We start from the raw sequence: 22,704 nt of genomic DNA, 5'->3' as shown, positions 1-22,704 counted from the left end.
TCTGGGGTGGGGTGATCCGCCCTGAAGATTCGTACAGCGAGAGACGTCCTCTCATGCCGCGATCCGCGCGTTGGGTAGCGCCGCGAGGGCCGGATCATCCTGACGTCCGGTCGTGCCGAAGAGCGGACGTTGGGCGCCGAAGGGGAGAGGGCTGGGCGAGGCGGTGAGCCGTCCAGAACCTCGGGCAGTAGCCGGTGCCCGGGTAGGAGTCGGGGTTCAGGCGTCGGGCGTGGTGGCCGAGCCGAGCAGGCACTGCGGTGAGCTCGCGGCAGAACGAGGGGACGGTAACACAGCCGTATCAGTTGCCCTGCTCGCGGTCACAGGCATTTTTTAGCTGCACCGACGTCGCGCAAGCTGGAGGCGCGAGGAGTTTCGTCGCTGTTAGCCGCTGCGATAAAAGCCCGAGGTCTTGCGGAGCAGTTCGGCGTCGAGCCGGGTGTCGTCGCGCTACGTGGGTACTGGCCACGTTCACGATTTTCGGACAGGCCGAAAGTCGGAAAGTTACGCATGTAGGTCTGGACAGCCCATCAAGGTCACTAGAGACTCGATGTATGCCTGCCGGACCGCACAACGCCTCAGCCAGTGCGCTCGGCTACCTGTACCAGGTGAATTGGTGCCTTTTGGAGCTTCTTCGCGAGGCTCCCCGGAGGCCAGACCAGGCGATCAGCTTGGAAACGCACGACGATGTCGGTTGGGAATCGGCCACTACCGGAGACCCCGTCGAGTTGCTGCAGACGAAGCATCACCTCGTAGAGTCAGTGGGGCTTGGCGACAAGGACAGCGACATCTGGAAAACGTTGCTGGTGTGGATGGACACGGCTTACCCCACGGATCCGCAAGGGCCAAGATTGATCCTGGTCACCACTTCCGTTGCGGAGCCTGGAACGGCAGCCTACGCGTTGCGATCTGAGACCAGAGACGAGTCCACCGCTCTCTTCAAGCTTACCGAGGCGGCTAGTAACTCAAGTGCGAAGGCCACGGAGAAGGCCAGGGCAACGTTCCTCAAACTTTCCGACGCTGACAGAATGATCTTCCTCTCGCGGGTCGCTATAGCGGACGGGGCGGTTAGATCCGAGGGACTGGAAGAAGAGCTACGGGTGGCCCTGTGGGCATCACTGCCGAGCGACCATCAGGACCTGTTCCTGTCCTTGGTGTGGAAGTGGTGGGCGAGAACTGCCCTACGGATGCTGCAAGGTGAGAAGAAGTCGGTCAGCGCGGTTGAGGCCCAGCAGAGCATCTCGAACATCCGTGACGGTTTCACCGCTGGCCGGCTGCCGACTCTCGTCGATCTCGCCGACGTAGACGAGGGTGTTGTGGTCGCAGCGCACCATGACGAGAAGTTCGTACATCAGCTTCGTTGGGTTGAGTGTGGCGAGACGAATCTAAGGAAGGCGGTCGTCGACTACTACCGGGCCTATACCCAGGTGCATCGATGGTTGACCGAGGATCTCATCGCGTCCCCCGAACTTGACAAGTTCGAGGACAACCTCAAGGACGAGTGGCAGCGCGTCTTTGCAGACATGCAGGAGGACCTGGGCGAGGACGCCGACGAACGAGTAAAGGTCAAAGCCGGTAGGCGGCTTCTGCGGCAACTACGAGACTCAACCAACGTCACCGTTCGGTCTGGCTACGACGACCTCTTCTTCGCTCGAGGCCGACGGCATGCGTTGGCCGACCGAGGGCTCATCGGATGGCACCCGGACTTCGAGCATCGCCTTGAGACGCTCATGTTGGGAGCCGTGACCTCTTCGGGGACCGCCGAAAGATGACCCCGTGGACTCGACGCTCCCCTGAGGCCGCGGCGCTGCTGAATCCGGCCTTGCTTGCGTTGGTCAGCGCGGCCGCCGGTTCGCAGTATACGAGGGAGTCGGATCGTTCGATGGCGTGGCCGCTCATCTATCTCATAGCGCCTATGGTGCTTCATCAGGGGACGCGTGAGGCCCTTCCCCGCGACACTCGGACTCACCTCAGCACCTGGGTAGATCGCGAATCGACTCTGAGAGCGGGGTTCCCGGCGCGCGCCCAGTCCCTGATCGAGCCGGTGAGGGAAGGCCTCCGATTCGGCATGGCCCTAGGGATCCTTGCCATCGACTCGGGCGGAGGCCTGCTAGTGGCCCCGCCGCCCGACATGCGGCCGATCCGGAGCGGCGACTCCGAGGAGATCGTCCGGAAAGCGGGGTTCGTTGGCAAGTGGTTCGCTAAGGCAGAGAACCCTGCGACCGTCTTCGCCCTCCTCGGTGTGGCACCATGAACCAGTGCAGTTGTTGTCTCTGATCTTGTACAACGCGGAGGGCGAGACCCGAGTCGTTGAGTTCCGTCCCGGTCGACTGAATATCGTCACCGGAGTCTCGAAGGCAGGGAAGAGCGCCCTGCTCGGCATCATCGACTACTGTCTTGGGCACGATAAACTCCGCTTCCCTCTCGGCTCCCACTTCGATTCCGTCGTCTGGTACGGAGCGATCTGGCAGCTGCCGGGAGGGCAGGTGTTTACCGGGCGTCCTGCGGCCAGGAGCTCGACCCAACGCGCCATGATCGAATTCGGTGACGAACTGCTGCCGCCGCGCTTCGAGAACCTTGCCGTCAACACCGACTCGACTGCGCTGCGCACCCAAATCGGCAGGCGGATTGGCATTGAAGAGAACCTGACCGCGCCTCCATCAAGGAGCGGGAGGCCATCCTTCGAAGCAAACCTGGGTCACGCTGTCCTGCTCTGCCTTCAGGGACAGAATGAGATCGCAGACTTCAACTCTCTCTTCCACCGGCAGGCTGAGCCTCGCATGCCAGAGGCACTCCGCGACACCATTCCCTACTTCCTGGGGGCGGCACCCCGGGACCAGGCCCTCAGACGCGCCCAGCTTCGAGATGCCCGGCACACCCTGCAGCGGAATGAAGCAGCCCTCGCCGCTGCCGAACTGGCAGCAGAGACCATAGATGCCGAGCTCAGGGCACTGCACACGGAAGCCAGGGCTGTCGGACTGCTCGAAGACACAGACATACCCGACCGCGCGACCTTGATCAGAAGCCTTCAAGCGGTCCGCGCTGTCCCCCCTCTGCAGCAACGGCAACCAGCAAGCGTTGACCTTGAACGCCAGAACCGCTACGTCAATCTCGAAGGTCAACTCAGAGATGCCCGCTACCGGCTTAATCGAGTCCTCGCAGACCGCTCGCTCCTATTGGAGGAACGGTCGGAAGAGTCGGGCTATGAGGGAGCCCTCAGGCTCCAGGCGGGCCGTCTGACGACCCTCAATCTGATCGCGTCATCAGCACCCGATTCCAGCAACCCTTCCGGTGATGGTGCAAGCGCCTGCCCGGCCTGTGGTCAGGCAACCGCGCAACCAGATCCGACTGTGTCAAACATGAGGAGTTCACTCGAGCGCCTCCAGAGTCAACTGGCCAACCTGGCTGAGGCACGGCCGGCCCGACGCAATGCACTCGCAGAACTCGACGATCAGGCCACCACTCTACGAACGGAGATCTCGAGCCTCGAGCAGGCACTCTCATCAGTTCGCGGCTCAGCCATCGCCACGGACCAGATAGAAGCCGATGGGAGAGCCTTCACCCGCGGACGTATCGATGCGATCTTGTCGCGGGTCACAGCTGCAGACGATATCGAACTCGCCCGCTTGAAGCAGGCCGTTGATAACGCCAGAGATATCGTCAGCTCTCTGGAACGAGAACTCGATGGCGCCGAGCTCCGCGAACTACTAAATTCCGCCCTGTTCTCAATCAGCCGGGACATGACCGACTATGCCCGGCGACTAGAACTAGAGCACAGCGAAGGTACGGCACGCCTCGATCTCGCCAAACTGACAGTGGCAGTAGAGAAAGACGACGGCACTTATCCGCTCCTACGCATCGGAAGCGCCGAGAACTGGATCGGCTACCATCTCGCCGCCCACCTTGGGCTCCATCGCTTCCTCGTACGGAACGAACGGCCAGTCCCTCGCTTCCTCATCCTGGATCAGCCGTCCCAGGGGCACTACCCGGCTGATGTCGCCACACCCAGCGGCATCCCCCAGAGGGATCAAGACCGAGAGGCCGTGCGACGGATCTTCCGACTACTCTACGACGTTGCTCAGGAACTCGCACCTAACATGCAGATCATCGTCTGCGACCACGCATATCTACCTGATGAGTGGTTCGTAGACTCTGTTGAGCATAACTGGCGCAACGGTCTGAAGCTCATCCCTGAAGATTGGGCCACTTGACCATAATAAGAAGGTGTATCGTTCGAGAGCTGACCGCCCGGGTTCGCTTCAGCCGGACGTGCATTCATCTGGCCCGACGATGAGATAACCGATGCCGATCGGCGGTGGGTGTCCGCACACCATGCGGGCAGAGCATTACTGCGTCGAATCGACCTGAATGCCGGCCTCGCCGAATCGGACTTCTCACTGATTCGCCGGTGGCTCGCTGCATGAGAGCACGGCCCGGATCAGTTCACCCTCATGCCGCTGGTCGGGCGTGAAGCAGCAGGTGCGTGCAAGCGGGCAACGAGTCTCCAGACGCGGGCGCCGACGTTAGGGAGCAGGGGCACCGCGAGATCGGGGCATCTCTCAAGGAGTTTCTTGCTGGCTGGCTTGGCGAGAGGATTTGTCGAGACTCACCGTGGCCACTCAGATTTCGTCATCGGCCCAAATGCCGAGTTCCCGACTGTGTGGGTTCTTGTTAACGTCGTAGGCGGACTGGTTCAAGGTCACGTTGATGTCACCGATGTTGAGGGATTCGATCGACAGGTGACCGCCGAAGGGATGCCGAAGGTCCGTTGCCCGCTCTTCATATAGCGATTCATCGATATAGGCCGTACGGAGCCGCCTCTCGATCTCCGAGCGAACTTCCTGGACGGGAGCGAGGACAGTGACAAGAGCCGGTGGCGTCTCGTAGATTGCCTTTGCTTGCTGGTAGGTGGCTTTGCTGACTGCTGCCCCGAGGTCCTTAGCTGCGTGGGCGAGAAAGGAATGGACGTTCGTCAGAAAAAAGTCGGTGCCGGCCTCAGCGTGCATTTCGGCGACCAGCTCGGAGCGAGCCTTGGACATGCCGTCCTCACCCTTGTGGACCCAGTCGCTTTTCTTCTCGTTCGTCACCAGGACGACGGGGAGTTTCCGCCTGGCGGACTCATCGATGAGCTGGCGCCAGATCAGGTAGTCGCCGACTGCAAGTGACGGATCCTTCTTCGCGTCCTCATAACCGGGCGGGACACGGTCCTCGATCCGCTGTATCGCCTCTCGCTTGGCGGCGTCGATATCATCGAGGGGCGGACCAATCCTGCCCTTGAGGATCGATTCGAGCTCCATGAGGATGGCGTCTTCATCTGCCGGTGCAGAGGCGTCGAGGTCGAATCGGTAGAACTCTACGGCCTGCCGCATGGCCTCTTTGTGGAGGCCATCCACCAGCTCGGCGAGAGTTTGGCGCTGTTCGGTGGATAGTCCCCGCCTGTTACCGAATTCGCTAAGGACCTCCCGTGGTCTTATCAGCGTCTTCTCCAGCACGGCCGACAGGTTTTCGATCGCGGTGGAGCACTCCTTGATGATCGTCGAACGTCGCTGGGTGAACTCCTCCGCAACGCGGTTGGGGATCCAGAGCCGGTCCCCGAGCAGCTTCAGCGCCGCCAGGAATTCCTTCCTCGCCTGGGAGTTGAATCGATAGAGGTCGAAGAGCGCATTTGTGTCGAATGCTACGAGGCCTCCGACGAAGAAGTCTTTGATTTGGTCACTGCTCGGGGGAAAATGCTGAGGAAATTGACCCCTCAGGCTCAAACGATCGTTCTTCGTCTCTTCCGGCGGGAACTCACTCATGACGCAAACGTATGCCTACCTGACGAACGTCGCACGGGTTTTCGCCCTCCCCAAGATGTAAGCAGCCCCAAAGGTCCCGACGGCGAGAGACGTCCTCTCATGCCGCGAGGCGCATGCACCAGCTGTCGGCGTGCAACCGTAACTCTCCATCGGCGTCGCCCCAGCCACAGCTTGCGGCCTGCCGTCGTCCGTCATTGCGCTCCTGTTCGTTGTCATGGCGTAGCGCACAGACACGCAATATGGCGCGCCATCGGGTGGTTAACGAGCGTTTCCGTGGCTGATGAACGCGCCCCGTCTATCGAGGTTTGAGGTGGGTGATGAGGAAGTCGGCGATGTCGGCGTTTGCGGTGATCTCGTTGTCGCGCTTGGTGAAACCGTGTCCTTCGTCGTCGTAGACGCTGTAGCGGACGTCGACTCCGCGGCTGCGGAGTTTGGCGACGATCTGGTCGGACTCCTGCTTGGGGACGCGGGGGTCGTGGGCGCCTTGGATGACCAGCAACGGGGCGGTGAGTTGGTCGACGTAGGTGATGGGTGAGCATCGCCTCAGGCGCTCAGCGTCGGCTTGGTCGTGGGGATCGCCGAGGACGGTGTTGACGAAGGTCCGCCAGGTCGGCGGGCAGGCGGTGGCGAGGGTGACGAGGTTCGACGGTCCGCAGAAGGACACGCCGGCGCTCCACAGGTGGGGGAGTCGGGTGAGACAGGACAGGGCGGCGAACCCGCCGTACGAGGCACCGGCCACGGCGAGACGGTCCGGGTCGATCCAGGGCAGTGACCGCAGATGAGCAGCAGCGTCTTCGAAGTCGCGGAGGTCGATTCCGCCCCAGTCCCGGTACAGCTGTGTTCGGAACGTCATGCCGTATCCGGTGGAACCAGCCACGTTGGGGCAGTAAATGGCGATCCCTTGGTTGAGGAGGTGCTGGTAGAGGCCGGATCTTTCGTAGGTGAAGCGTTCTTGATTTTCAGGGCCGCCGTGGATCCACATGACGGCGGGGAACGGTCCTTCCCCGCGCGGACGGTACAGGAGCCCGTGTATTGAGCGGCCGTCGCGGGCGGAGAAGGCGCCGGTCTGCGGTTCGATCGCCTCGATCGTGGACAGGGCGGCCGGCCGGGTGTCGGTGAGGTAGGTCAGAGCCCCGCTCTCCAGCTCGAGAACGGCGATTTCGGCGGGGCGTGCTGCGGTCTCGATCTGGATCGCGGCCAACGCGCCGTCGCGCGACAGATCGAGTGCGCGGATCACACCTGCCGGGAGGGCTGGAGATGTCGGCTCCGCCTGTCCTCGGCGTAGGTGGAGTACGGAACGGCCGTTCTCGTTCAGCGTCCAGAGGAGCGTCTCCCCGACCTCGCGGAGGGTCTCGACGTCCCAGTCGGCGCTGACGGCCGGCCGCAGTGTCCTGTCCTGCAGCGAGTATCTGGCACCGGCGACGTACTCCCCCCAGACAGTGGTGAGGAGGTAGAACCCGGTGGAATCCGGTGCCCAGCAGACCGGGTCGAAGTGGGCGCTGCTGTCGGTCACCAGGACGGGTTCGGCGCCGGGTGTGAGGAGGTCGAGCAGGTAGCAGTCCGAATCGATGTTTGCGCTGAAACCCTCGATCAGCACCCAACGACCGTCCGGCGATGTGCCAACGGGCTTGTAGAAGCCCTTTCCGACAGGGATGTGTCTGCGCTCGGTGTCGCCCTGGAGATCGCGGATGATGAGGTCTTGCACGGTCTGGTCGCGGTCATTAGCTGCGTAGATCAGATAACGACCGGTCGGGTCGTATGGCTTGGCCGCGAGTGTGTGCTGGCGATCGTCAGCCGTGGTGAGCCTTTCCGGCTGTCCGCCCGTGACCGGAATCCGGTAGATCTGATACTGCTCGCCTCCGTTGCGGTCGGCCGTGAACACCAGGGACTTGCCGTCCGGAGACCACGCGGCCTGCCGCACGGCCTGGTCGGGGAACTCCACCAGGCAACGCGGTTGACCGCCGGTGACGGGGGCGATCCATAGGCCGAACTGATGAGCGGGGTTGTAGGAGTAGGCCACCATGGTGGCGTCTGGCGATAGGGCGACGCCCGGTTGGAGCCGGGCCTTAGGGACGAACGAGAGCAGATCGAGCATCACAGTCCCGGAGGGTCGCAGCGCCGACGTGGTCGGCGCGTCATTGAATCCAGCCGCGGCGCATGGCGGCCACGACGATGGCGATACGGGTGTCGACGGCGAGGCGCTTCTTCAGGTTGGCAAGGCGGCGTTGGACTGTGGGCAGGCTGACCGCCAGCCGGTGCGCTATGGCCTCGTCGGTGAGTCCTTGGGCGAGCAGCGGAAGGACCCGTTCCTCGACGGGGGGCAGGCCGGTGCGTGATTCCGGCTGCGTGCCAACGGGCATCGCTCGTTCCCACAGCATTTCGAAGTATTCGCGTAGTGCACCGACGATGACGGCCGAGCGGATGACCATCGCGCCGTCCATGCCGGTCGGGGTCAAAGGCAGCATCGCCAGCGACGCGTCGGCCAGCTTCATCTTCATGCCGATGCGAGGGAGGAGCCGGGCCTCTTCACCATGGCTTATCGCCTCTTGGACTGCGCGTGCTCCAATCGGGTTGTCCATCACGAAGGCTTCGTAGATCGCGCGGCAGCGGACGCTGTTCTCGAAGGCCGGCGGCGGACTGTAGCCGGTGGCCTCATCCAGAGGAGTTTCGAGGTGGGAATTCTCCAGGCTCATCCAGTCGTCTCGTGCGGAGTTGATCAGGGCGTGCGACAGCCTGGTGATCTCCGTCCTATCGACGACGACCTCCACGAGGCGGTGACTGATCCCCTCGGCCTTGGGACGTATCCGCTCGATGGAGGACAGACGGCGATGACCGTCCATGAGGCGTTCGCAGTCCTCCATTAGTTGTTGCTGTCTCTTCCGCAGCAGGCCGTGGAGCGCGAGGTCGAGAGGTGCGGGCACGAGGTTCGGGGGATCGGGACTGGCCGATCCGATATGAGCCATCCCGCAGTCGAGTAGTTCTTTCACCAGATCAGGTGGACCGACGCAATCATCGGCCTGCGAGATCGGGCAACCGTCAGCAGCGACCAATCTCTCGAAGGCGGCCAGCAGGTCGTCGCCCACTAGCCCGGTGAAGAGTCGACGGACGGAACTCGTATCGGAGGAGTTCATGCTTCAGCTTTCCGACAAGTGGGGGATATCGGTACAGCATTCGCGAGTCGCAGCCCGAGTACCTTGGGCCTGCCCGCTGACCAGATGCGATTCGTCGGTTCGATGCGTCCGCTGGGGGCTCTCGTCTTCCGATGTAATCACCTCACTAAGAACTCTCCGTCATCATACAACTGCGTTGCGTCATCGAGCTGGGCCGGTGCCTCGCTGAACACCCGATGCGGTGCGCGACCTGCGGCGTCGCAGGTCTTTCGGCTTCGGGGTTCCTGCCATCAGGCGCTCCCGCGGCGACCTGTCGAGCGGTGCCTCCGGCACTGGGATGAGCAGAATCCCTCACTGCGCAGAACCGCATCTTCCCTGCTGCTCAGGCGCACGCTTCTCTGTTCTTCTGGTGGTCTGGGCGCGCCCAGGCATGTCGGGGAGGTACAGATGATCCGGAAGGCCGACGGAACGACAGAGCCATCGCCGCACGCGCAGCGGCTACGTGCAATCCGCCGTCAGGCGTTCCGACTCATGGGGCGCCGACGCTCGGACACTCGCCGGTCACTGCTGACCTCGTCCCTGGTGGAGCCACCGATGAGTGTCGACCAGGACTTGGGCCGGGACGCCGCTGTCCGCGCGAGTAGCGGGGCAGTTCGGGTCCTGCAGTTCCTTCCGGATCCCGGTGAGCCGCTCAAGGGCTGGGCGTGCGCGGGTCCGGTCGTCGTCGATATCTCCGCGGCCGGCGGAATCATCGGGGTGGCCGGCGCCGGTGTCCTCCGAGCGGCGATCGCGGCCCTTGCCTATCGGAGACGAGACGTGCTCATCATCACGGCTGCCTGCGCAGCGGAACTGTACGGCGTCGGACCGGTGCCCGCTGAGGCCAGCGTCGTGGCGACGTTGGACGAGGCGATCGCATTGGTGCACGCCGAACTGTCCGGGCGGGTCCGTACCCAGGAGAACGGTGGAGACACCGGAAGCCTGCGGCAGATGTGGCTGTTCGCCCATGCCGACGCGCAGCAGACTCGTCTGCAAGCATTGATCAACGAAGCCGTCCAGTACGGGATTTACGCGCTGCTGTCGGGCCGGTGGTCTCTCGGCGCGAGCCTCGACGTTGACGATGACGGCCGAGTATCGTCGGCGTCCCCCGAACTCCAAGCGTTGATCGGTGCCCGTCTGGCGATCGCCCCGCGCGACTCCGTACAGGATGACGCGCAGGTCCTTCCGTCAGAAGCGAGGGTGGACGGCAGAGTCGATGCCGGTCCGCCATCAATGGGCACTCCCGATACGGTTGTGCCGGCTCGATCGTCGATCGCGGCATCGGCCCTCACTGTGATCGACGGGAGTAGGGCGCTCCAACGCACTCAGCGCATCAAGCCGCGACTTCAGATACTCGGCCCTGCATCGATCGCCATAGCGGGACGAAGGCTTCCCGGTTTGCTGGAGCGCAAGTTCTCCTGGGAGATCGCCACGTACCTCGCCTGTCACCCCGAAGGTGCCAGCGCGGACCTCATTATCGAGGATCTCTGGCCGTCAGAGCCGCTTTCCTGTGCGCGCAAGCGTTTTAGCGACGCGCTTTACTATCTGCGCAGGGCACTGCGAGAAGCAACGGGCGGATCAGGTGCGAAATTCGTGCAGTTGAGGATGAGTCGATACTGGCTCGACCGCAGCCTGGTCGATACCGATCTCTGGGACTTCGAGACGGCGGTCCGCCTGGGCCGTACTGCCTATGACGATAGGTGTCGCCTGGAACAATTCGAGCAGGTCCTCGAAATATATCGTGGCGAGTTCGCCCATGTCGGCGACGGGTCATGGGCCGAACCGCATCTGCAAGACCTTCGACGTAAGGTCATCGACGCGTCGATGGAGGTAGTGCGGCTGATCGAGGATCAACGTCCCGGAAGGGCGATCACGATCCTTGAGCGAACCGTCAAGGTAGCCCCATGTCATGAAGAAGCCGACCGCAAGATAATGCGGATATACCATCGGCTGCACCGGATCGAAAGCGTGAGGTCTGCGTATGAAGCGTTGGAGAAGCGACTTGCGCGCCTCGGCGAAGAGCCTTCTCGAGAAACGTGCGCACTCCTCCAGTCGTTGACTGCAGACACCAACGTGGCGACGTGACGGCGGTTCGTACCCCGGCCGGACGGCCGCGTCACTTGGGGGTTCCCGAGTCGCCTACCGGATCGGCTATCGACGGCGGCACCGACCTAGAACCGGTGGTGTGAAGCGGGCATCTCCCCAGGTGACACGTGATGCGCGCCTCCCGGACGTGCGTCCCGACATGAGGGCTGATGCCCGTAACAGATGCGCGGCGGTCGGCCGGCTCGGCCGTTCGCGCCTTAATGCGCCATTCGTTAACTGCAATTCTCGCTTTGAATGCCGTCCCGCCTTTCTTGTATCGCTTTGCATGTGAGGTCCCATTGTCGCGTGCTTGCTGGTCGCCTTTTGGATATCGATCACGCCGCTGACCTGCGAATATCTTGAAAAACGCCGCCCTGGGGGGCTCCCAAGCGCCAGATTTTGTGGTCGAATAGAAGTAGCACAAAGAAGCGCGATCGGGAGGGGTAAAGAAATGGGCGCAGCGAATCGATCCGAGCGAGGACTACTCGTAATCGTGGACATGCCCGATCTGCTGCCCGAAGCGCACCTGCAGATCTGTGAACGGATGGCGGATTTCGTGCCCTCCGTCTCTGGGAAGCGTGGCTCTGCATGCTCCGGATACGTCTTCGATCTGGGTGAGGTACGGGATCGATTTCCGGACGTGACGTACTGCGAATGCATGGACGACGTCGAGCGTCACGGAGTCGCGTACGCGATCGACAACGTAGAAACGCTCACGGAGTGTCTGGAGTACGTCGAGACGCTTACAAGCGGTGGCGTATCGGTGGACGTGCACTACCAGACAGAGCAGGAGGATTTCGTCTTCACGATTGACGGGCGGATCGGGTCCCGTTTGTCCTTCGACGCGATCAGGGACGAAGCGGCTCGGCCAGAGATCTTCGCCGAGCGTGCCGCTCGCGCCGTCCGTGCGATCCGCTGGGCCGGACAGGACTGGCGGTGCCGTAGCACCCACCGTTCCTCCTGACCGCGTCAGCGGCACGTCAGCCGTACGCGCTGACCAGGCAACACCAGGAACGCATCACCTTCATCCCACGGGGGGATTCCATGTCGACGACGCATGTCTTGACGCTGCCCGAAAACTCACAGCGGCCGCATCTGGTGCTGGTGTGGCGTATCGACGCTGATCACATCCTCGAGATCGGAGCCGACGGCCGTACCGACGATCACCGGATTCGCTATCGCTACCGTCTGTCTCACAAGAATCAGGCGATCTTCCACGGTCGTGACTTCTGCTCTGGGAGCGGCCCACGATCCGTCGCCGAGACGCTCCTTCAGGCTGCCCGTAGCCTGCTCGGCTACCTCACGCTCCGTCCCGGAGATGTCGAAGCCGACTACTTCGACGACTACACGCCTGAACAGCTCATGTGGCGTGACGAGTTCGCCGAGGACCTGTCGGCCTACGCCGAGGACCGCTGCTGCGGCTACTGCGGGGGCGATCACGACTCGCCCGCTTGCTTCACCACACCCTTCGAGGGTGACGGGGGCGGGCAAACGAGCACCAACGATCAGTTCGACGGTTCCTTCGCCTACGTGCGAGCCGGGGACTTGCGTCGTTGGGACGTGCTGTTCGCCCCGTCCCGGCAGATCACCGACGAACCCAGCAAGGAAGACGCCGCGATCATCGCTGTCCAGACTTCGATCGGGCCGCAGTGGTACGACGCCGACGTGCTGATATGGGCTTATCGCCCCGCCGACCCGCAGAGAGGCTGTGACGAGTGCGGCGCAGACCCGGGCGTCCCGTGCAACCCGGTCACCTGCTGCGCACTGGCGATGCTCGAAGACGCCGCTGAAGCCGCACGAGAAGAGCGGTGACGTTCGCACGATGGTGGAGGCGCCGTGAGCTGCACAGGGCTTGCCCACGCAGCTCACGGCGTCATCTTCTCGGTTAGCCGGACCACCACATCGGCATCGGGAGCACGAGCAGCCTGAGCGGTTCAGTCGGTTCGGCTGCCATCGATGCGGCGGCCTGGGCTGTGCAGCAAGCGGTGACGACGGGCTTGGAGAGCATCGCTGCGGCCACAAGGGCAGTCACGGTGACGACGAAGCGGATCCAGTTGATGCCAGGCGGATTTTTCAATGCCGACGAACCTCCTCCTCATCGAGGGCGTCGCCAGACCTGCCGCCAGCGGCGGCGTGCTGCCTGTTCGCAAGGGCCGGCCTGACGAGGTCAGCGGCGGCGGGGTGAAAGGTGCGGGCGGGGCCGTAGCCGTACCGGATGGTGTCGATCAGGGGCGTACGCGGCTCGCGGTGCTGACGCGGGGAGCGGTGGGCCGCAGGGCGTCCTGCGCAGCCACACCGGCTCGGGACGGCGCCGGTCAGTCCGGACTCGGGGTAGCGGTCACCGCTCCCGCTGCCGGGTCGTCCACGCGCTGGGTTCCAGGCCAGGTGCGGGCGAGCCAGCGTCTTCCTGACGGTGTCTGCCGGGCTTGGCGAAGTCCGCCAGCGGGCGCCGGTCATCGCTGCCGAGGCGCGCCCAGATGGAGTCTGCCGGTTCGTTGAGGTCTGCTCGGGCGCTGGCGGTCAGGACGGGCAGCCCGACCGGTGGGCAGCCTCGCCGGAAGTTCGCCTCTCGGCGCGGTGAGGTGAAGTAGAAGAGTGCCGGTGTGCTGATCCCGGTGGCCTGGGTCAGGCGCATGTAGGAGTCGATCTTCGCGATGACGCGTGCGAGGGTCTCGGTGCCGTTGTCGTACTCGAGGAAGAAGTCGAGCGACCGATCACCGGTGTTCCATCGGCCGTACCCGTCGGGCTGGACGAACTTCTTCCAGGTGGCGGCGCAGCGGGCTTCGGGCCACCACTCGCTGAGGCGTCCCTGCTCGGACCGGGCGGCAAGGCGGGTGAAGAAGCCGTTGACGCCGAGCAGGTGACCCAGTTTGGCGGACAGCATGACGGCGGTCGCACGGTCTCGCCGCCAGCCGAGTTCTTTGAGGGACAGACCGCGTTCGGCCGCGATGACCTCGGCGCCTGCGGTGTTCAGCAGCCAGTGGCAGGGTGCGGATCCACCGCCGGGGCGAAGCGGGCGGATCTTCTGGAGGATGTCGAGCCGGTGCAGGATGAGGAGTCGGTGGTCGGACGTGTCGGTGTTCCCGGCGAAGGCGAGGTCGGCGACGTGGGCGGTGGTGAAGACCTTGTGTTCGTGAAGCATCCGCAGGAGCCAGCGATCACGCTCGGTGAGCCGGGTCGCCAGGATGCCGAGCAGGTCCGTGGTCCGGTTTCTGGATCTTGTGGCGTCGGTGGGCATGACTGATCCCCCTTCGTACGGACTCAGGCGGTGTATCGCGGGTCGCCGGGCAAGGGCCCGGCAGTCTCGGCCGTGGGTTTGCGGCCGTAGTGCGCGCGTGAGGCTTCCCGGATGGCCTTCTCCCGGCCTTGTAGGGGCGGCGGCAGACGCCGGGTCCGGAAGGTGAAGGCGGGCGTGAGCGCGCCGTGGTTCACCAGGCGGGCAGCCGCTTGAAAAGCGTCGAGGTTGGCGAGGTCGTGCGCGCTGAGGTTCGGGGCCAGGTGGCGTTCGAGGTGACGAGCGTCGTTCGGGGAGACGGTGAAGAAGATCTTGTTGCGGGCGTTCGCGGCGAGCGCCTCGCGTAGCTCGGACGGCAGCTGCGCGAGGTTCTGGTGTGCGAGGACGAGTCCGGCGCGGTACGACCGGGCCTCGGCCAGCATGTCGTCCAGCCCGTGGGGCAACGTCAGGAAGTTGTGGCACTCGTCGATGTAGATCGCGCAGTCCGGCCGGTCCGCATCGGGGCGGCGGGCCCGGGCCTGCACGGCCTGCCAGGTCTTGGCCAGAACCAGTGAGCCGAGGAGGCGGGCGGTGTCCTCGCCGAGGACGCCTTTCGGGAGACGCGCGACCACGGCACCGCCGGTGTCGAGGAGCCGGCCGATGTCGAGGCTGGTCGGGCCCGCGGCCAGGACCTGCCTGGCGAAGCCGCGCAGCAGGACGGCGCGGAGCTTGTTCATCACCGGCCCGGTGACCTGGGCACGCTGAGCGGCGGACAGCTCGTCGTACCAGTTCCAGAAGTCGGTCAGGAATGGGTTGGTCACCCGAGCGACCGCCTGGGCGCGGTAGGCATCGTTGCCGAGCAGGCGCGGGATGTCGGCCAATGTTGCGTCCGGCCTGATCATGACCGTCAAGATCGCTGAGCGGAGGACGTCGTCGGTTCGGGGGCCCCAGAAGTCGGCGTAGATGCGGCGGAAGATTCCCACCACCACGTCAGCGCTGAGTTCCGGTGTGGCGCCGTCGAGGATGTTGATGCACGGTGGCGATGCGCCGTCGTCGGGGTCGATCACCGCCACCTTGCCCACGAGGGTTTCGGGCAGGCGCGACAGCAGCAGGGTCGAGTCGCCCTTGGATTCGATGGAGACGAACGCGCGGCCTGCCTGAGCATCGCTGAGCTGCATGGACAGCAGGCCGGTGGTTTTTCCGGCACCGGTTTCGCCGATTACGTGGGTGTGATGGCGGGCGTCGGCGATCCGTACCCCTACGGCCCTGCGGGGGCCGGCGTCGGCGTCACCCAGCACCCGCACTTCTGATCCGCCGGACGGCACCGCCGGTGGCGGCGGGGTCGGCCTGGCTCCAGAGCGAGCGAGACCGGGAACCGTCTCGTCGATCGGTAGATGGCAGACGGCAGCGAGTTCGGGGACGGACAGCAGATCTCCACGGCACATCCGGCGCGATCGGATCGCCTCTTCGCACCTGCGGAGCCGCTGACGGCGCAGATGGTTCATGCCGGTGTAGGCGGCGTACGCGGAGGCGATCGCGTGCGCCCGCCCGCGTAGCCATTCACGGCCGCTGGGACCGGCATCGTCGGTTGCGGTCGCATACCGGATCACCGTCTCCAGCCGTGGCTGCGACGCCTTGGCCACGATGGCCCGTACTTCCGCGAGTGTCTCGGCGGCGAGCGGCGAACCTGTGCTTCGGCGCTGTGTATGGGCGCCCACAGGCAGGAGGTCGAACAGGCTCGCCTTGACGTTCGTCGCGAGGCCGGGTGAGCGCAGCGCGGTGGCGTACCTTCCGGCCCGCCGTAGCCTGCGGCCGGTCACCGGCCGAGCGAGGATCTGCACGATCACGCTTTCCGCGTCGGTGAGTCCTCCGGCGGCTGCCAGCAGTCCGCGTACGGGGTCGGTGTCGAAGTCCGAGCGCAGCGGGAAGTGGTCGGGTCGAGATAGCCGCAATCGTCCGCCTGCGGCAGCGTGCCCGAGCGGCAGCGCCGGCCGCTTCGCCACCTGTACGGTGCAGGTCGCCGTCCCCGGCCACGCGCCCTCGATCGCCCGCTCGACCAGGCCAGGGGGTATCACGCCGGGTACCCACAGCCGGATTCGGATCCCGGCCGCCGTGAAGACGTACTCCCAGGCGACGTGGGGCACGCCGGTGATCGGGCGCAGCCACCGCGGCCGCAACAAGCCCAGGAGTTGTACCCACAACGCTTCGGCCCCGGCAAGGTCAGCGGACGGCGGCGGGGTGATCTCGACGACCCGGGACGCTGCGGCCAACCGGCGATGCCGCCATCGGATCAGCACCGTACGCGTCGCGGCGACCGCGACCGCCGCCGTGAGGACGACGGCGACCAGCGTCATCCAGTGCGGGCGGGCGAGACCCTCGATGGCTTCCAGCCAGTGGCGCATCGTCCCCATCGGATCGTTCAGGAACCGACCGGCCGGAGACGACGGCGTCGGTGGACCCGATCGACCTCCTGATACAGGAAGTCCGTTCATGCCAGGTCGCCGTCCTCGAGGTCGGCGAGTTCGACCGGATTCGTCGTGCAGATCCGGTGCTCGGTGGGAGACGCCAGACTGCGAAGGGCGACCCGTTGGGATCCGCAGCTGAGGAGGGCTTCGCCTCTGTCCGCGGCGAGCAGGAACGCCCGCTCGCCGTCGGAGAGTCGGAAGGCGTCACAGACCTGGTCGATGGCCTGCGGGGCCTGCCTGAGCAGGATCTGCGTTGCGCTGTTGCTGACCACTGCCCGTCCGAGGTCGGAGGCGAGGACATCGGCGGCGTCCTGGGTGACGACGGTGAGGCCGGCCCAGTACTTCCGCGCGGACTTGGCGAGGCGGTACAGGAACTTGGCGCCCTCACCGTCACGAAGCAGTAGCCACGCCTCGTCGACGATGACGAACCGTCGCCTGAGGTCGCGCGGATCGCTGATCCTGCGCCAGGTCGCATCGAGGGTCAGGAGCGTGGCGACGGTCTTCAGCTCCTCAGGCACGTCCCGCAGCGAGAACACGACCAGGTGACCTTCGGGCCTGGTGGTCGTTGGTCCGTCGAAGAGCTGGCGGAAACTTCCGGTCACGTACGGGGCGAGGCGTACGCCGAGTTGCCGTGCCTTCGGATCTTCGCTGGTGTTGAGCGTGGCGGTGAGGTCGCGCAGCAGTGGCGCGGGCCGACACCAGGTGCGCGGGTCTTCGGTGATGCCTGCGGCGTAGTAGGTGGCGAATACCGCGTGGTCGAGTACCGCTCGTGATGCCGGGTCGAGCGGTTCGCCCAGCAGCACCGCGGTCAGGGTGTGTAGGAACAGCGCGCGCCGGGTGAGCGCGTCGGCGGTCTTGCCGGCGCCGGACGGCAGGTCGAAGGGGTTGAGCCGTACGCCGGGCGAGCCAAGGGCGATGTGGGCACCTCCGGCCGCATCGGCGAGCCGCGCGTACTCGTCTTCGGGATCGATGACGGCGATCTCGACCCCTGCGTACATCGAGCGCAGCGCCTCCAGCTTGGTGAAGTAGGACTTCCCGGCGCCGGAGCGGGCGATGACCACGGCGTTGTGATTGTCGAGCGCCCAGCGGTCCCAGGTGACCAGTGACGTGGAGGCCACGTTCGCGCCGTACAGCACCGACGTGTCCGACAGCGGGCAGGCGAGGTCAGGCGAGGTGAACGGGAACGCGGCGGCGAGCGCGTGGGTGTCCATCGTCCGCCGCGTGCCGACGGCGTCGATCCCGAGCGGGAGCGTGGATGTCCAGCCCTCCAGGGTGCGGAACGTGGTGAGCCGGGCGTCGAGTAGCAGCGAAGCGGCCAGTGCTCGGATCCGCCGTAGTTCGCGGGACAGCTCGGCCTCGTTGGCGGCGTGAACGGTGATGTAGAGGGCTGCGCGGAAGAGCTTGGCCTCACCGCGGGCGAGGGCGGCTGCCAGTGCGTGGGCGTCATCGGCGGCGGCGTCGGCTTCGAAGTCGACCAGCCGGCCCTTCGCGGCGTCAGACCGGGCCGACGACTCGAGGCGGGCGAGGCGCTTGCGGAGGCGGTCTGCCGCGACCTGGTTCGGGATCGGCTCGATGTGTAGGGCGACGTCGATACGGCCCGGGTCGCACAGCAGCGGCTCGAGCCAGCCCGGCCCGACCTCGGCCGGATAGCCGGTGATGGTGAACGTGGCGCAGACGCCGTCGCCGAGCGTGAGGGTACGGCTGCCGACCTCCACGGCATCCGGCCCGAGCGCGAGGGCAGATGGTTGGGTACGGCGGCGTGGGAACGCGTGCGACCTCGTGATTCGCTTCATCGGCTTCTGACCACCTCGTACGGGTCCCTGAGGGAACACGGCGTCGGGTTGTTGGGGTCGCACGCGGCCGCGAGGACCGTCGAAACGGCGAGGCCGTCCAGTACGCGTGCCTCGAAGCCTGCGGCCGTCAGCGCGGCGGCGACCTGTTCGGCCTGGCGCAGCGCCGGCGTGCTGTCGGCGTCGTTGGGATCGGCTGAGTCGTCTCGTACGACGACGAGCACCTGCCGCCAGAGCAGTTCCGACCGGTCGGCCAGGTCCGCGAGGAACCTGGCATGTTCCCGCGCGGCCTCTTCGAGCTCGGCGTCCGGCAGGCCAGACGCTGCCTCGAAGACGCGCACGGCCATCGGCATCAGGTCCATGCGTTCGGCCCGTGCCAGGATCTGGATTCGCGAGGAGAGCCCGTGCAGGCAGCGGGCGAAACCGGCGACTAGTGCCTCCTGTTCGCCGATGGTCGCCAGCGCGAAGCTGACCGTGCCGCAGGCGATGACGGCAGCGCAGCCGTGCCCGCCCAGCTCGATCAGCCCGTCGGGATGGATGCCGGTGACCGGCAAGGCGAACGGTGCGGGGGGATGGCCGCCGGAAGTCCCGAGTCGGTGCGGCATTCCGCCGACGTCACGAGGGACGTATCGGCGCGGAGCCAACCGTTGCCTGACGGCCGCGAGGGCGAGCCGGTCAAGGCTCTGGCCCTCGCGGCGTACGAGCGCGAAGGCCACGGCGGCCGATGCGAACGGCACGCTGCAGGCCAGGAAGACCAGCGGTGGGATGAGATGCCGGGTGGCCATGAACGCCGCCCATAGGACGGCGCCGGCGCCGCCGAGGATCATGACCTGCCTGGCGGTGAGGTTCGCCAGGATGCGGTCCTCGCGGTCGATGTCGGCGGGGATGCGTGTCGCATACTGCCCGCCATGAGGGACGCGGCTCATCTGTGATCACCTCGCGGACGCTGCTGGCCGTGCAGCGGCGGTGGCTGTCGGCCTTCGGACGGGGCGGCGGACCCCCGTGGCGGGAAGTCCTGGATGCGGGGGCGAGGTCGGCGCCCTCGGTCGAAGTCGGTGAACAGCGGCGGCTGCACCGGCCGTTTCGGCAGGTTCAGCGGCAGGCGGAGTTGCTCGGCATGCTGCTCGATCGGCAGTTCGCCCTGCCGCCAGTGGCGGGGCACGTCTCCGCCCGGCCGCAACGGCAGTTGCAACTGGATTCCGCGCTGGGGGGTCGGCCGTAGCCGCGGCATGTTCGGCAGCTCCAACTGCCTGCCGCGTGGGGACGGCCATTGCAACGGAAGTTCCGGCTGCACCCAGGGGCCTGGGCGCGGTAGCGGACGAGGACCGGGCGGCGGTGGGCCGGGCGGCCGACCGGGCGGAGGTACGGATCCGGGAGGCGGTACGGCCGGGCGGCTGCCGCCGGTTCGGCCCGAGATTCCGCCGGTGATGCGCCGCAGGATGAGGATGGAGAACGCGGTCCGGGCGGCAGCGGCGATCGGATTGCGGCCCAGCGCGCCACGCCAGATGGCCTTGGACACCCATGACGGGATGCGGGCCAGGATGTACAGCAGGCAGACGACCAGCAGCAGGTCGACGATCCCCTTCTGGTCGGGGACGCCGGCGAGGGGCAGCTTGTCGCCGTCCTTGGCGGACAGGACGACCACGGCGGTGGCGAACACCAGTGACTGGGCGACCTGGATCGCGAGCATGCCCGTCAGAGCCCGCCACCACAGCCGAGCCAGCCCGTCGGTCTGCGGCAGCGCGTGGCAGATCAGCGCCAACGGTGCCGCGATGACCAGCAGCATGGTGACGGTAACCCGCATGATGTAGCCGCAGACCACGTACAGCGCGAGGACGACTGCCACCAGCGTGACCAGGCCGGACAACATCCCGAGAGTGGTGACGTTGTCGACGAGCCAGCCCTCCATCAGCTTGGCCGCGCCGTGCGGGTCGGCGTTCGCGGTCCCGTAGTCGATGAACGCCCGCGCGAGCCCGTTGGCGAACTTGATCGCCTGTTCGACGAGGAGCCTGCTGCAGTTCGCCGCCACGAACGCCAGCAGAAGACGCGGCACGATGTCCTTCGCGGCCGTCTCTGGTGCCACGGCGTTTCCGGACATGAGAAGCAGGCCACCGATGACGACCAGCACGACGAAGCAGGTGTCGGCGATCGTCTCGCTGGCTGTCCACAGCGAACGAGCGCGAGCCATCGGCGGACTGTCGATCTCCGGAGTGGTCAGTAGCGTCTTGCCGAAGAGGTCCATGACCGGCGGGATCGCCATCATGGCCAGCCCCGTGAACCAGGTGTCGATCGCCGAGCCCAGCTGGCATTTGAGGTTCCAGGGTGCGCATCCCCGATGTGGAGCCGGGGGATTCACGACCGGTGTCGGCGTCGAGCCGTTCCCGGTGCAGTGCGGCACCGGTTCACCCGGGACGATCTGAGCGGTCTGGCAGGGATGCGGGGTTCCCGCCTGGCGGCTTGGTCGCGCGGACGCGTACGGGCGCGGGTGCGGCGAGGGCGAAGCCGTGGTCGGACGGGGAGTCGGCGGCGGTTGAGCGTGCGCGACGCTGCCGGCCGCGGCGAGTGCGGCCAGCGCGACGAGGAGCGCGCAAGCCCATCGAGCGCGGCGTGAGTACCGTCCTCGCATGTCACGCCCCGACGATCCGCTTGAGGATTTCCACGAGTCCCGGCGCCAGTGCGGCGACGCCGTACCCGATCGCGGCGTACTTCAGCGTCTCCTTCGCCTTGTTGACCTCTCCTGGATCGCCTGCGGCGAGCAGGTAACGGAGCCCGCCGATCGTCAGGCACAAGGTGGCCAGCGCCACCAGTAGGCCGATCAGCCAGGACCGAAGGTTGTTGATCACGGTCTTCAGATCGGCGGGCGCGGCCACGATGCCCTTCCCTGCGGCGTAGACGGCTGCCGCGGTGACGGTGATGGTGGCGCCTGCCGCAGCGGCTATGACGACGGCGCGTGCGACGTTTTTGGCCAAAGCCATCTCTGCTGCCCTCCTTCCAAGGGCGCTTCCCCACCTGCTGCTTCTCCGTAATTTCGTGACGACAGCGCCGAATAAGGACGAGAAACGGGCCGATCTCCTTCCTGAAGTGGTTGGTCTTAGTGGCGAAGCGGCCGGTGGCCCTTTTCTCGCGACTTGGGGTGCTGTCGTTCGGTGGGCGCTCACTACGAACTGCGAGTTTGAGGCTGAATTTTTCGAAGATCACAACGAGTTGTCGTTTTCTCCGATCCATGAGGCCAGTCGCGTCTCGGCGCTCTTGCGGCGACACCACGCGGTCGTGACGGCCATTCCGAGCTTCTTCGCGACCGTGCTTAGCGGCAGGTCTTCGAGACGCGTAGCGCCGATCAGCTCGGCTTCACGGCGGTCGATGACGGCGGCGCGGATCGCCTTGATGAGGACCAGATCGGGGTGTCCGTGCTGCGTGGCCGGAGTGATCGACTCGGGGATGGTGTCCAGGTCGACGGTCCGTGCTGAGTAGCTGACGGTGCCGTACCGCATCCGCCGGACCTGGTTATAGGCGACCGCACGCAACCGTCCGCAGACGTTGTGCCTACCGATATCGGCGGACGCGAGGGCTTCGTAGAACGCCGTGACCAGTTCGGCGTCCAGATCTCCCGAGTCGCCGACGTAGCCGCGAGCGAGTCGGGCAGCAGCCGTACGCAGGCCGGGCAGGGCGATGCCGATCGCGATGGTGGGCCATGGCCCGCCGTGCTCGCGCGACAACCGGACCAGTTCCCGCCAGACCGCGTCGCGGCCGTCGGCCTCGAGCAGCGGCAGGATCTCGACCAGCTCCCGCACGTTCACCCGGCGGCGCGGTAGCCCGTGACCGATGCGTCGGCCGTCGACGGCGGGCGCATTGACGCGGGAGCAGATCTGGCCGAACGCCTGAGCGGCCCGATCGAGCGGCGTCGGCCGGTTGGTGCTGAAACAGATTGTTCCGTTGCTGGCAGACATGATGGGCTCCTTCCGCTCCGGCGAATTCCGGAGCGAGCCCATATACACACGCCTGCTTCGCTGCGCAATCGTTCGACTTTCGTCCGGGCTTCGATTCGCTGTCGCCGAGCGCTGAGCGGAGCCCGAACGATGCGCAGTCGAAGATCAAACGAATGCCGAAACGGTAGGCGATCACCGAAAATCTGAGAGGCCGGATCGCGATTCGTAGGTGAAGCGTCCGGTGGCCGGGCCGAAGAGACCTATGGCCATATCACCGGCTAGA

17 protein-coding genes are annotated in these 22,704 nt (G+C 65.6%); 7 read left to right on the top strand and 10 right to left on the bottom strand.

The window, feature by feature from the left end; genetic code table 11:
- Positions 1-668: 668 nt before the first annotated feature.
- From ACQP2O_RS51010 to ACQP2O_RS51000, 3 genes are read left to right on the top strand one after another with little or no spacing between them, the layout of a single operon-like run.
- Entirely contained in the window at positions 669-1,769 is a 1,101-nt protein-coding gene (locus ACQP2O_RS51010) for an ABC-three component system protein (RefSeq protein ID WP_433177318.1), read from the top strand.
- Positions 1,766-2,251 (top strand): three component ABC system middle component, encoded by a 486-nt coding sequence (locus ACQP2O_RS51005; RefSeq protein ID WP_433177316.1) that lies wholly within the window; start codon positions 1,766-1,768, stop codon positions 2,249-2,251. Before ACQP2O_RS51010 ends, ACQP2O_RS51005 begins: the two co-directional genes overlap by 4 nt.
- Positions 2,252-2,255: 4 nt before the next feature.
- Entirely contained in the window at positions 2,256-4,208 is a 1,953-nt protein-coding gene (locus ACQP2O_RS51000) for a DUF3732 domain-containing protein (protein WP_433177314.1), read from the top strand.
- 408 nt (positions 4,209-4,616) lie between these two features.
- Here the strand turns inward: ACQP2O_RS51000 and ACQP2O_RS50995 are convergent, their stop codons facing one another.
- The 3 genes from ACQP2O_RS50995 to ACQP2O_RS50985 all read right to left on the bottom strand — a co-directional run bounded on the left by ACQP2O_RS50995 (position 4,617) and on the right by ACQP2O_RS50985 (position 8,926).
- A complete protein-coding gene (locus ACQP2O_RS50995; protein ID WP_433177312.1) occupies positions 4,617-5,795 on the bottom strand; it encodes a PIN-like domain-containing protein in 1,179 nt (392 codons plus the stop codon).
- Between the two features lie 295 nt (positions 5,796-6,090).
- Positions 6,091-7,890, bottom strand: coding sequence for a S9 family peptidase (locus ACQP2O_RS50990; protein WP_433191461.1), 1,800 nt, complete (start codon positions 7,888-7,890; stop codon positions 6,091-6,093).
- 40 nt (positions 7,891-7,930) lie between these two features.
- Positions 7,931-8,926, bottom strand: a complete 996-nt coding sequence (locus tag ACQP2O_RS50985) for a LuxR C-terminal-related transcriptional regulator (RefSeq protein ID WP_433177310.1) — start codon at positions 8,924-8,926, stop codon at positions 7,931-7,933.
- Positions 8,927-9,499: 573 nt separating this feature from the next.
- Between ACQP2O_RS50985 and ACQP2O_RS50980 the strand changes: the two genes are divergently transcribed.
- The 3 genes from ACQP2O_RS50980 (at position 9,500) to ACQP2O_RS50970 (ending at position 12,838) form a co-directional block, all read left to right on the top strand.
- On the top strand, positions 9,500-11,026 hold the full coding sequence (locus ACQP2O_RS50980) for an AfsR/SARP family transcriptional regulator (protein ID WP_433177308.1): 1,527 nt from the start codon (positions 9,500-9,502) through the stop codon (positions 11,024-11,026).
- A 499-nt stretch (positions 11,027-11,525) separates the two neighbouring features.
- Positions 11,526-11,990 carry a hypothetical protein gene (locus tag ACQP2O_RS50975; protein WP_433177307.1) on the top strand — a complete coding sequence of 155 codons (465 nt, stop codon included), beginning with the start codon at positions 11,526-11,528 and terminating at the stop codon, positions 11,988-11,990.
- An 80-nt stretch (positions 11,991-12,070) separates the two neighbouring features.
- The gene (locus ACQP2O_RS50970; protein WP_433177305.1) at positions 12,071-12,838 is read left to right on the top strand and encodes a hypothetical protein; all 768 of its coding nucleotides are present in this window, start codon (positions 12,071-12,073) and stop codon (positions 12,836-12,838) included.
- Between the two features lie 526 nt (positions 12,839-13,364).
- On the opposite strand, the gene ACQP2O_RS50965 is transcribed toward ACQP2O_RS50970, so the two are convergent.
- The 5 genes from ACQP2O_RS50965 to ACQP2O_RS50945 all read right to left on the bottom strand — a co-directional run bounded on the left by ACQP2O_RS50965 (position 13,365) and on the right by ACQP2O_RS50945 (position 20,758).
- Entirely contained in the window at positions 13,365-14,264 is a 900-nt protein-coding gene (locus ACQP2O_RS50965; protein ID WP_433177304.1) for a replication-relaxation family protein, read from the bottom strand.
- 23 nt (positions 14,265-14,287) lie between these two features.
- Positions 14,288-16,642 (bottom strand): type IV secretory system conjugative DNA transfer family protein, encoded by a 2,355-nt coding sequence (locus tag ACQP2O_RS50960; RefSeq protein ID WP_433177302.1) that lies wholly within the window; start codon positions 16,640-16,642, stop codon positions 14,288-14,290.
- Positions 16,643-16,728: 86 nt separating this feature from the next.
- On the bottom strand, positions 16,729-18,498 hold the full coding sequence (locus ACQP2O_RS50955; RefSeq protein ID WP_433177300.1) for a VirB4 family type IV secretion system protein: 1,770 nt from the start codon (positions 18,496-18,498) through the stop codon (positions 16,729-16,731).
- Complete coding sequence (locus tag ACQP2O_RS50950; RefSeq protein WP_433177298.1) at positions 18,495-19,421, bottom strand: PrgI family protein; 927 nt, start codon at positions 19,419-19,421, stop codon at positions 18,495-18,497. Before ACQP2O_RS50950 ends, ACQP2O_RS50955 begins: the two co-directional genes overlap by 4 nt.
- Entirely contained in the window at positions 19,418-20,758 is a 1,341-nt protein-coding gene (locus tag ACQP2O_RS50945) for a hypothetical protein (RefSeq protein WP_433177296.1), read from the bottom strand. The genes ACQP2O_RS50950 and ACQP2O_RS50945 overlap by 4 nt, the downstream gene beginning before the upstream one ends.
- On the opposite strand from ACQP2O_RS50945, the gene ACQP2O_RS50940 reads away from it, so the two are divergent.
- On the top strand, positions 20,757-20,915 hold the full coding sequence (locus ACQP2O_RS50940) for a hypothetical protein (protein WP_433177294.1): 159 nt from the start codon (positions 20,757-20,759) through the stop codon (positions 20,913-20,915). The genes ACQP2O_RS50945 and ACQP2O_RS50940 overlap by 2 nt on opposite strands.
- Positions 20,916-21,122: 207 nt before the next feature.
- Here the strand turns inward: ACQP2O_RS50940 and ACQP2O_RS50935 are convergent, their stop codons facing one another.
- Both ACQP2O_RS50935 and ACQP2O_RS50930 read right to left on the bottom strand, forming a co-directional pair.
- On the bottom strand, positions 21,123-21,470 hold the full coding sequence (locus ACQP2O_RS50935; RefSeq protein ID WP_433177292.1) for a pilin: 348 nt from the start codon (positions 21,468-21,470) through the stop codon (positions 21,123-21,125).
- Between the two features lie 219 nt (positions 21,471-21,689).
- Positions 21,690-22,442, bottom strand: a complete 753-nt coding sequence (locus tag ACQP2O_RS50930) for a hypothetical protein (RefSeq protein WP_433177290.1) — start codon at positions 22,440-22,442, stop codon at positions 21,690-21,692.
- Positions 22,443-22,704 lie beyond the last annotated feature (262 nt).

The organism is Actinoallomurus sp. CA-150999 (assembly GCF_050942425.1).
Lineage (GTDB): Bacteria > Actinomycetota > Actinomycetes > Streptosporangiales > Streptosporangiaceae > Actinoallomurus.
Note: the sequence above shows the minus strand (reverse complement) of the source record. Positions and strands in the feature narration are given on the sequence as shown.

Coding starts and splice junctions, on each gene's coding strand:
- ACQP2O_RS51005 (WP_433177316.1), top strand. CDS start 1,766: ATGACCCCGTGGACTCGACGCTCCCCTGAGGCCGCGGCGCTGCTGAAT.
- ACQP2O_RS50995 (WP_433177312.1), bottom strand. CDS start 5,795: ATGAGTGAGTTCCCGCCGGAAGAGACGAAGAACGATCGTTTGAGCCTG.
- ACQP2O_RS50990 (WP_433191461.1), bottom strand. CDS start 7,890: ATGCTCGATCTGCTCTCGTTCGTCCCTAAGGCCCGGCTCCAACCGGGC.
- ACQP2O_RS50985 (WP_433177310.1), bottom strand. CDS start 8,926: ATGAACTCCTCCGATACGAGTTCCGTCCGTCGACTCTTCACCGGGCTA.
- ACQP2O_RS50980 (WP_433177308.1), top strand. CDS start 9,500: ATGAGTGTCGACCAGGACTTGGGCCGGGACGCCGCTGTCCGCGCGAGT.
- ACQP2O_RS50975 (WP_433177307.1), top strand. CDS start 11,526: ATGCCCGATCTGCTGCCCGAAGCGCACCTGCAGATCTGTGAACGGATG.
- ACQP2O_RS50970 (WP_433177305.1), top strand. CDS start 12,071: ATGTCGACGACGCATGTCTTGACGCTGCCCGAAAACTCACAGCGGCCG.
- ACQP2O_RS50965 (WP_433177304.1), bottom strand. CDS start 14,264: ATGCCCACCGACGCCACAAGATCCAGAAACCGGACCACGGACCTGCTC.
- ACQP2O_RS50960 (WP_433177302.1), bottom strand. CDS start 16,642: ATGCGCCACTGGCTGGAAGCCATCGAGGGTCTCGCCCGCCCGCACTGG.
- ACQP2O_RS50955 (WP_433177300.1), bottom strand. CDS start 18,498: ATGAAGCGAATCACGAGGTCGCACGCGTTCCCACGCCGCCGTACCCAA.
- ACQP2O_RS50950 (WP_433177298.1), bottom strand. CDS start 19,421: ATGAGCCGCGTCCCTCATGGCGGGCAGTATGCGACACGCATCCCCGCC.
- ACQP2O_RS50940 (WP_433177294.1), top strand. CDS start 20,757: ATGGCCAGCCCCGTGAACCAGGTGTCGATCGCCGAGCCCAGCTGGCAT.
- ACQP2O_RS50945 (WP_433177296.1), bottom strand. CDS start 20,758: ATGATGGCGATCCCGCCGGTCATGGACCTCTTCGGCAAGACGCTACTG.
- ACQP2O_RS50935 (WP_433177292.1), bottom strand. CDS start 21,470: ATGGCTTTGGCCAAAAACGTCGCACGCGCCGTCGTCATAGCCGCTGCG.
- ACQP2O_RS50930 (WP_433177290.1), bottom strand. CDS start 22,442: ATGTCTGCCAGCAACGGAACAATCTGTTTCAGCACCAACCGGCCGACG.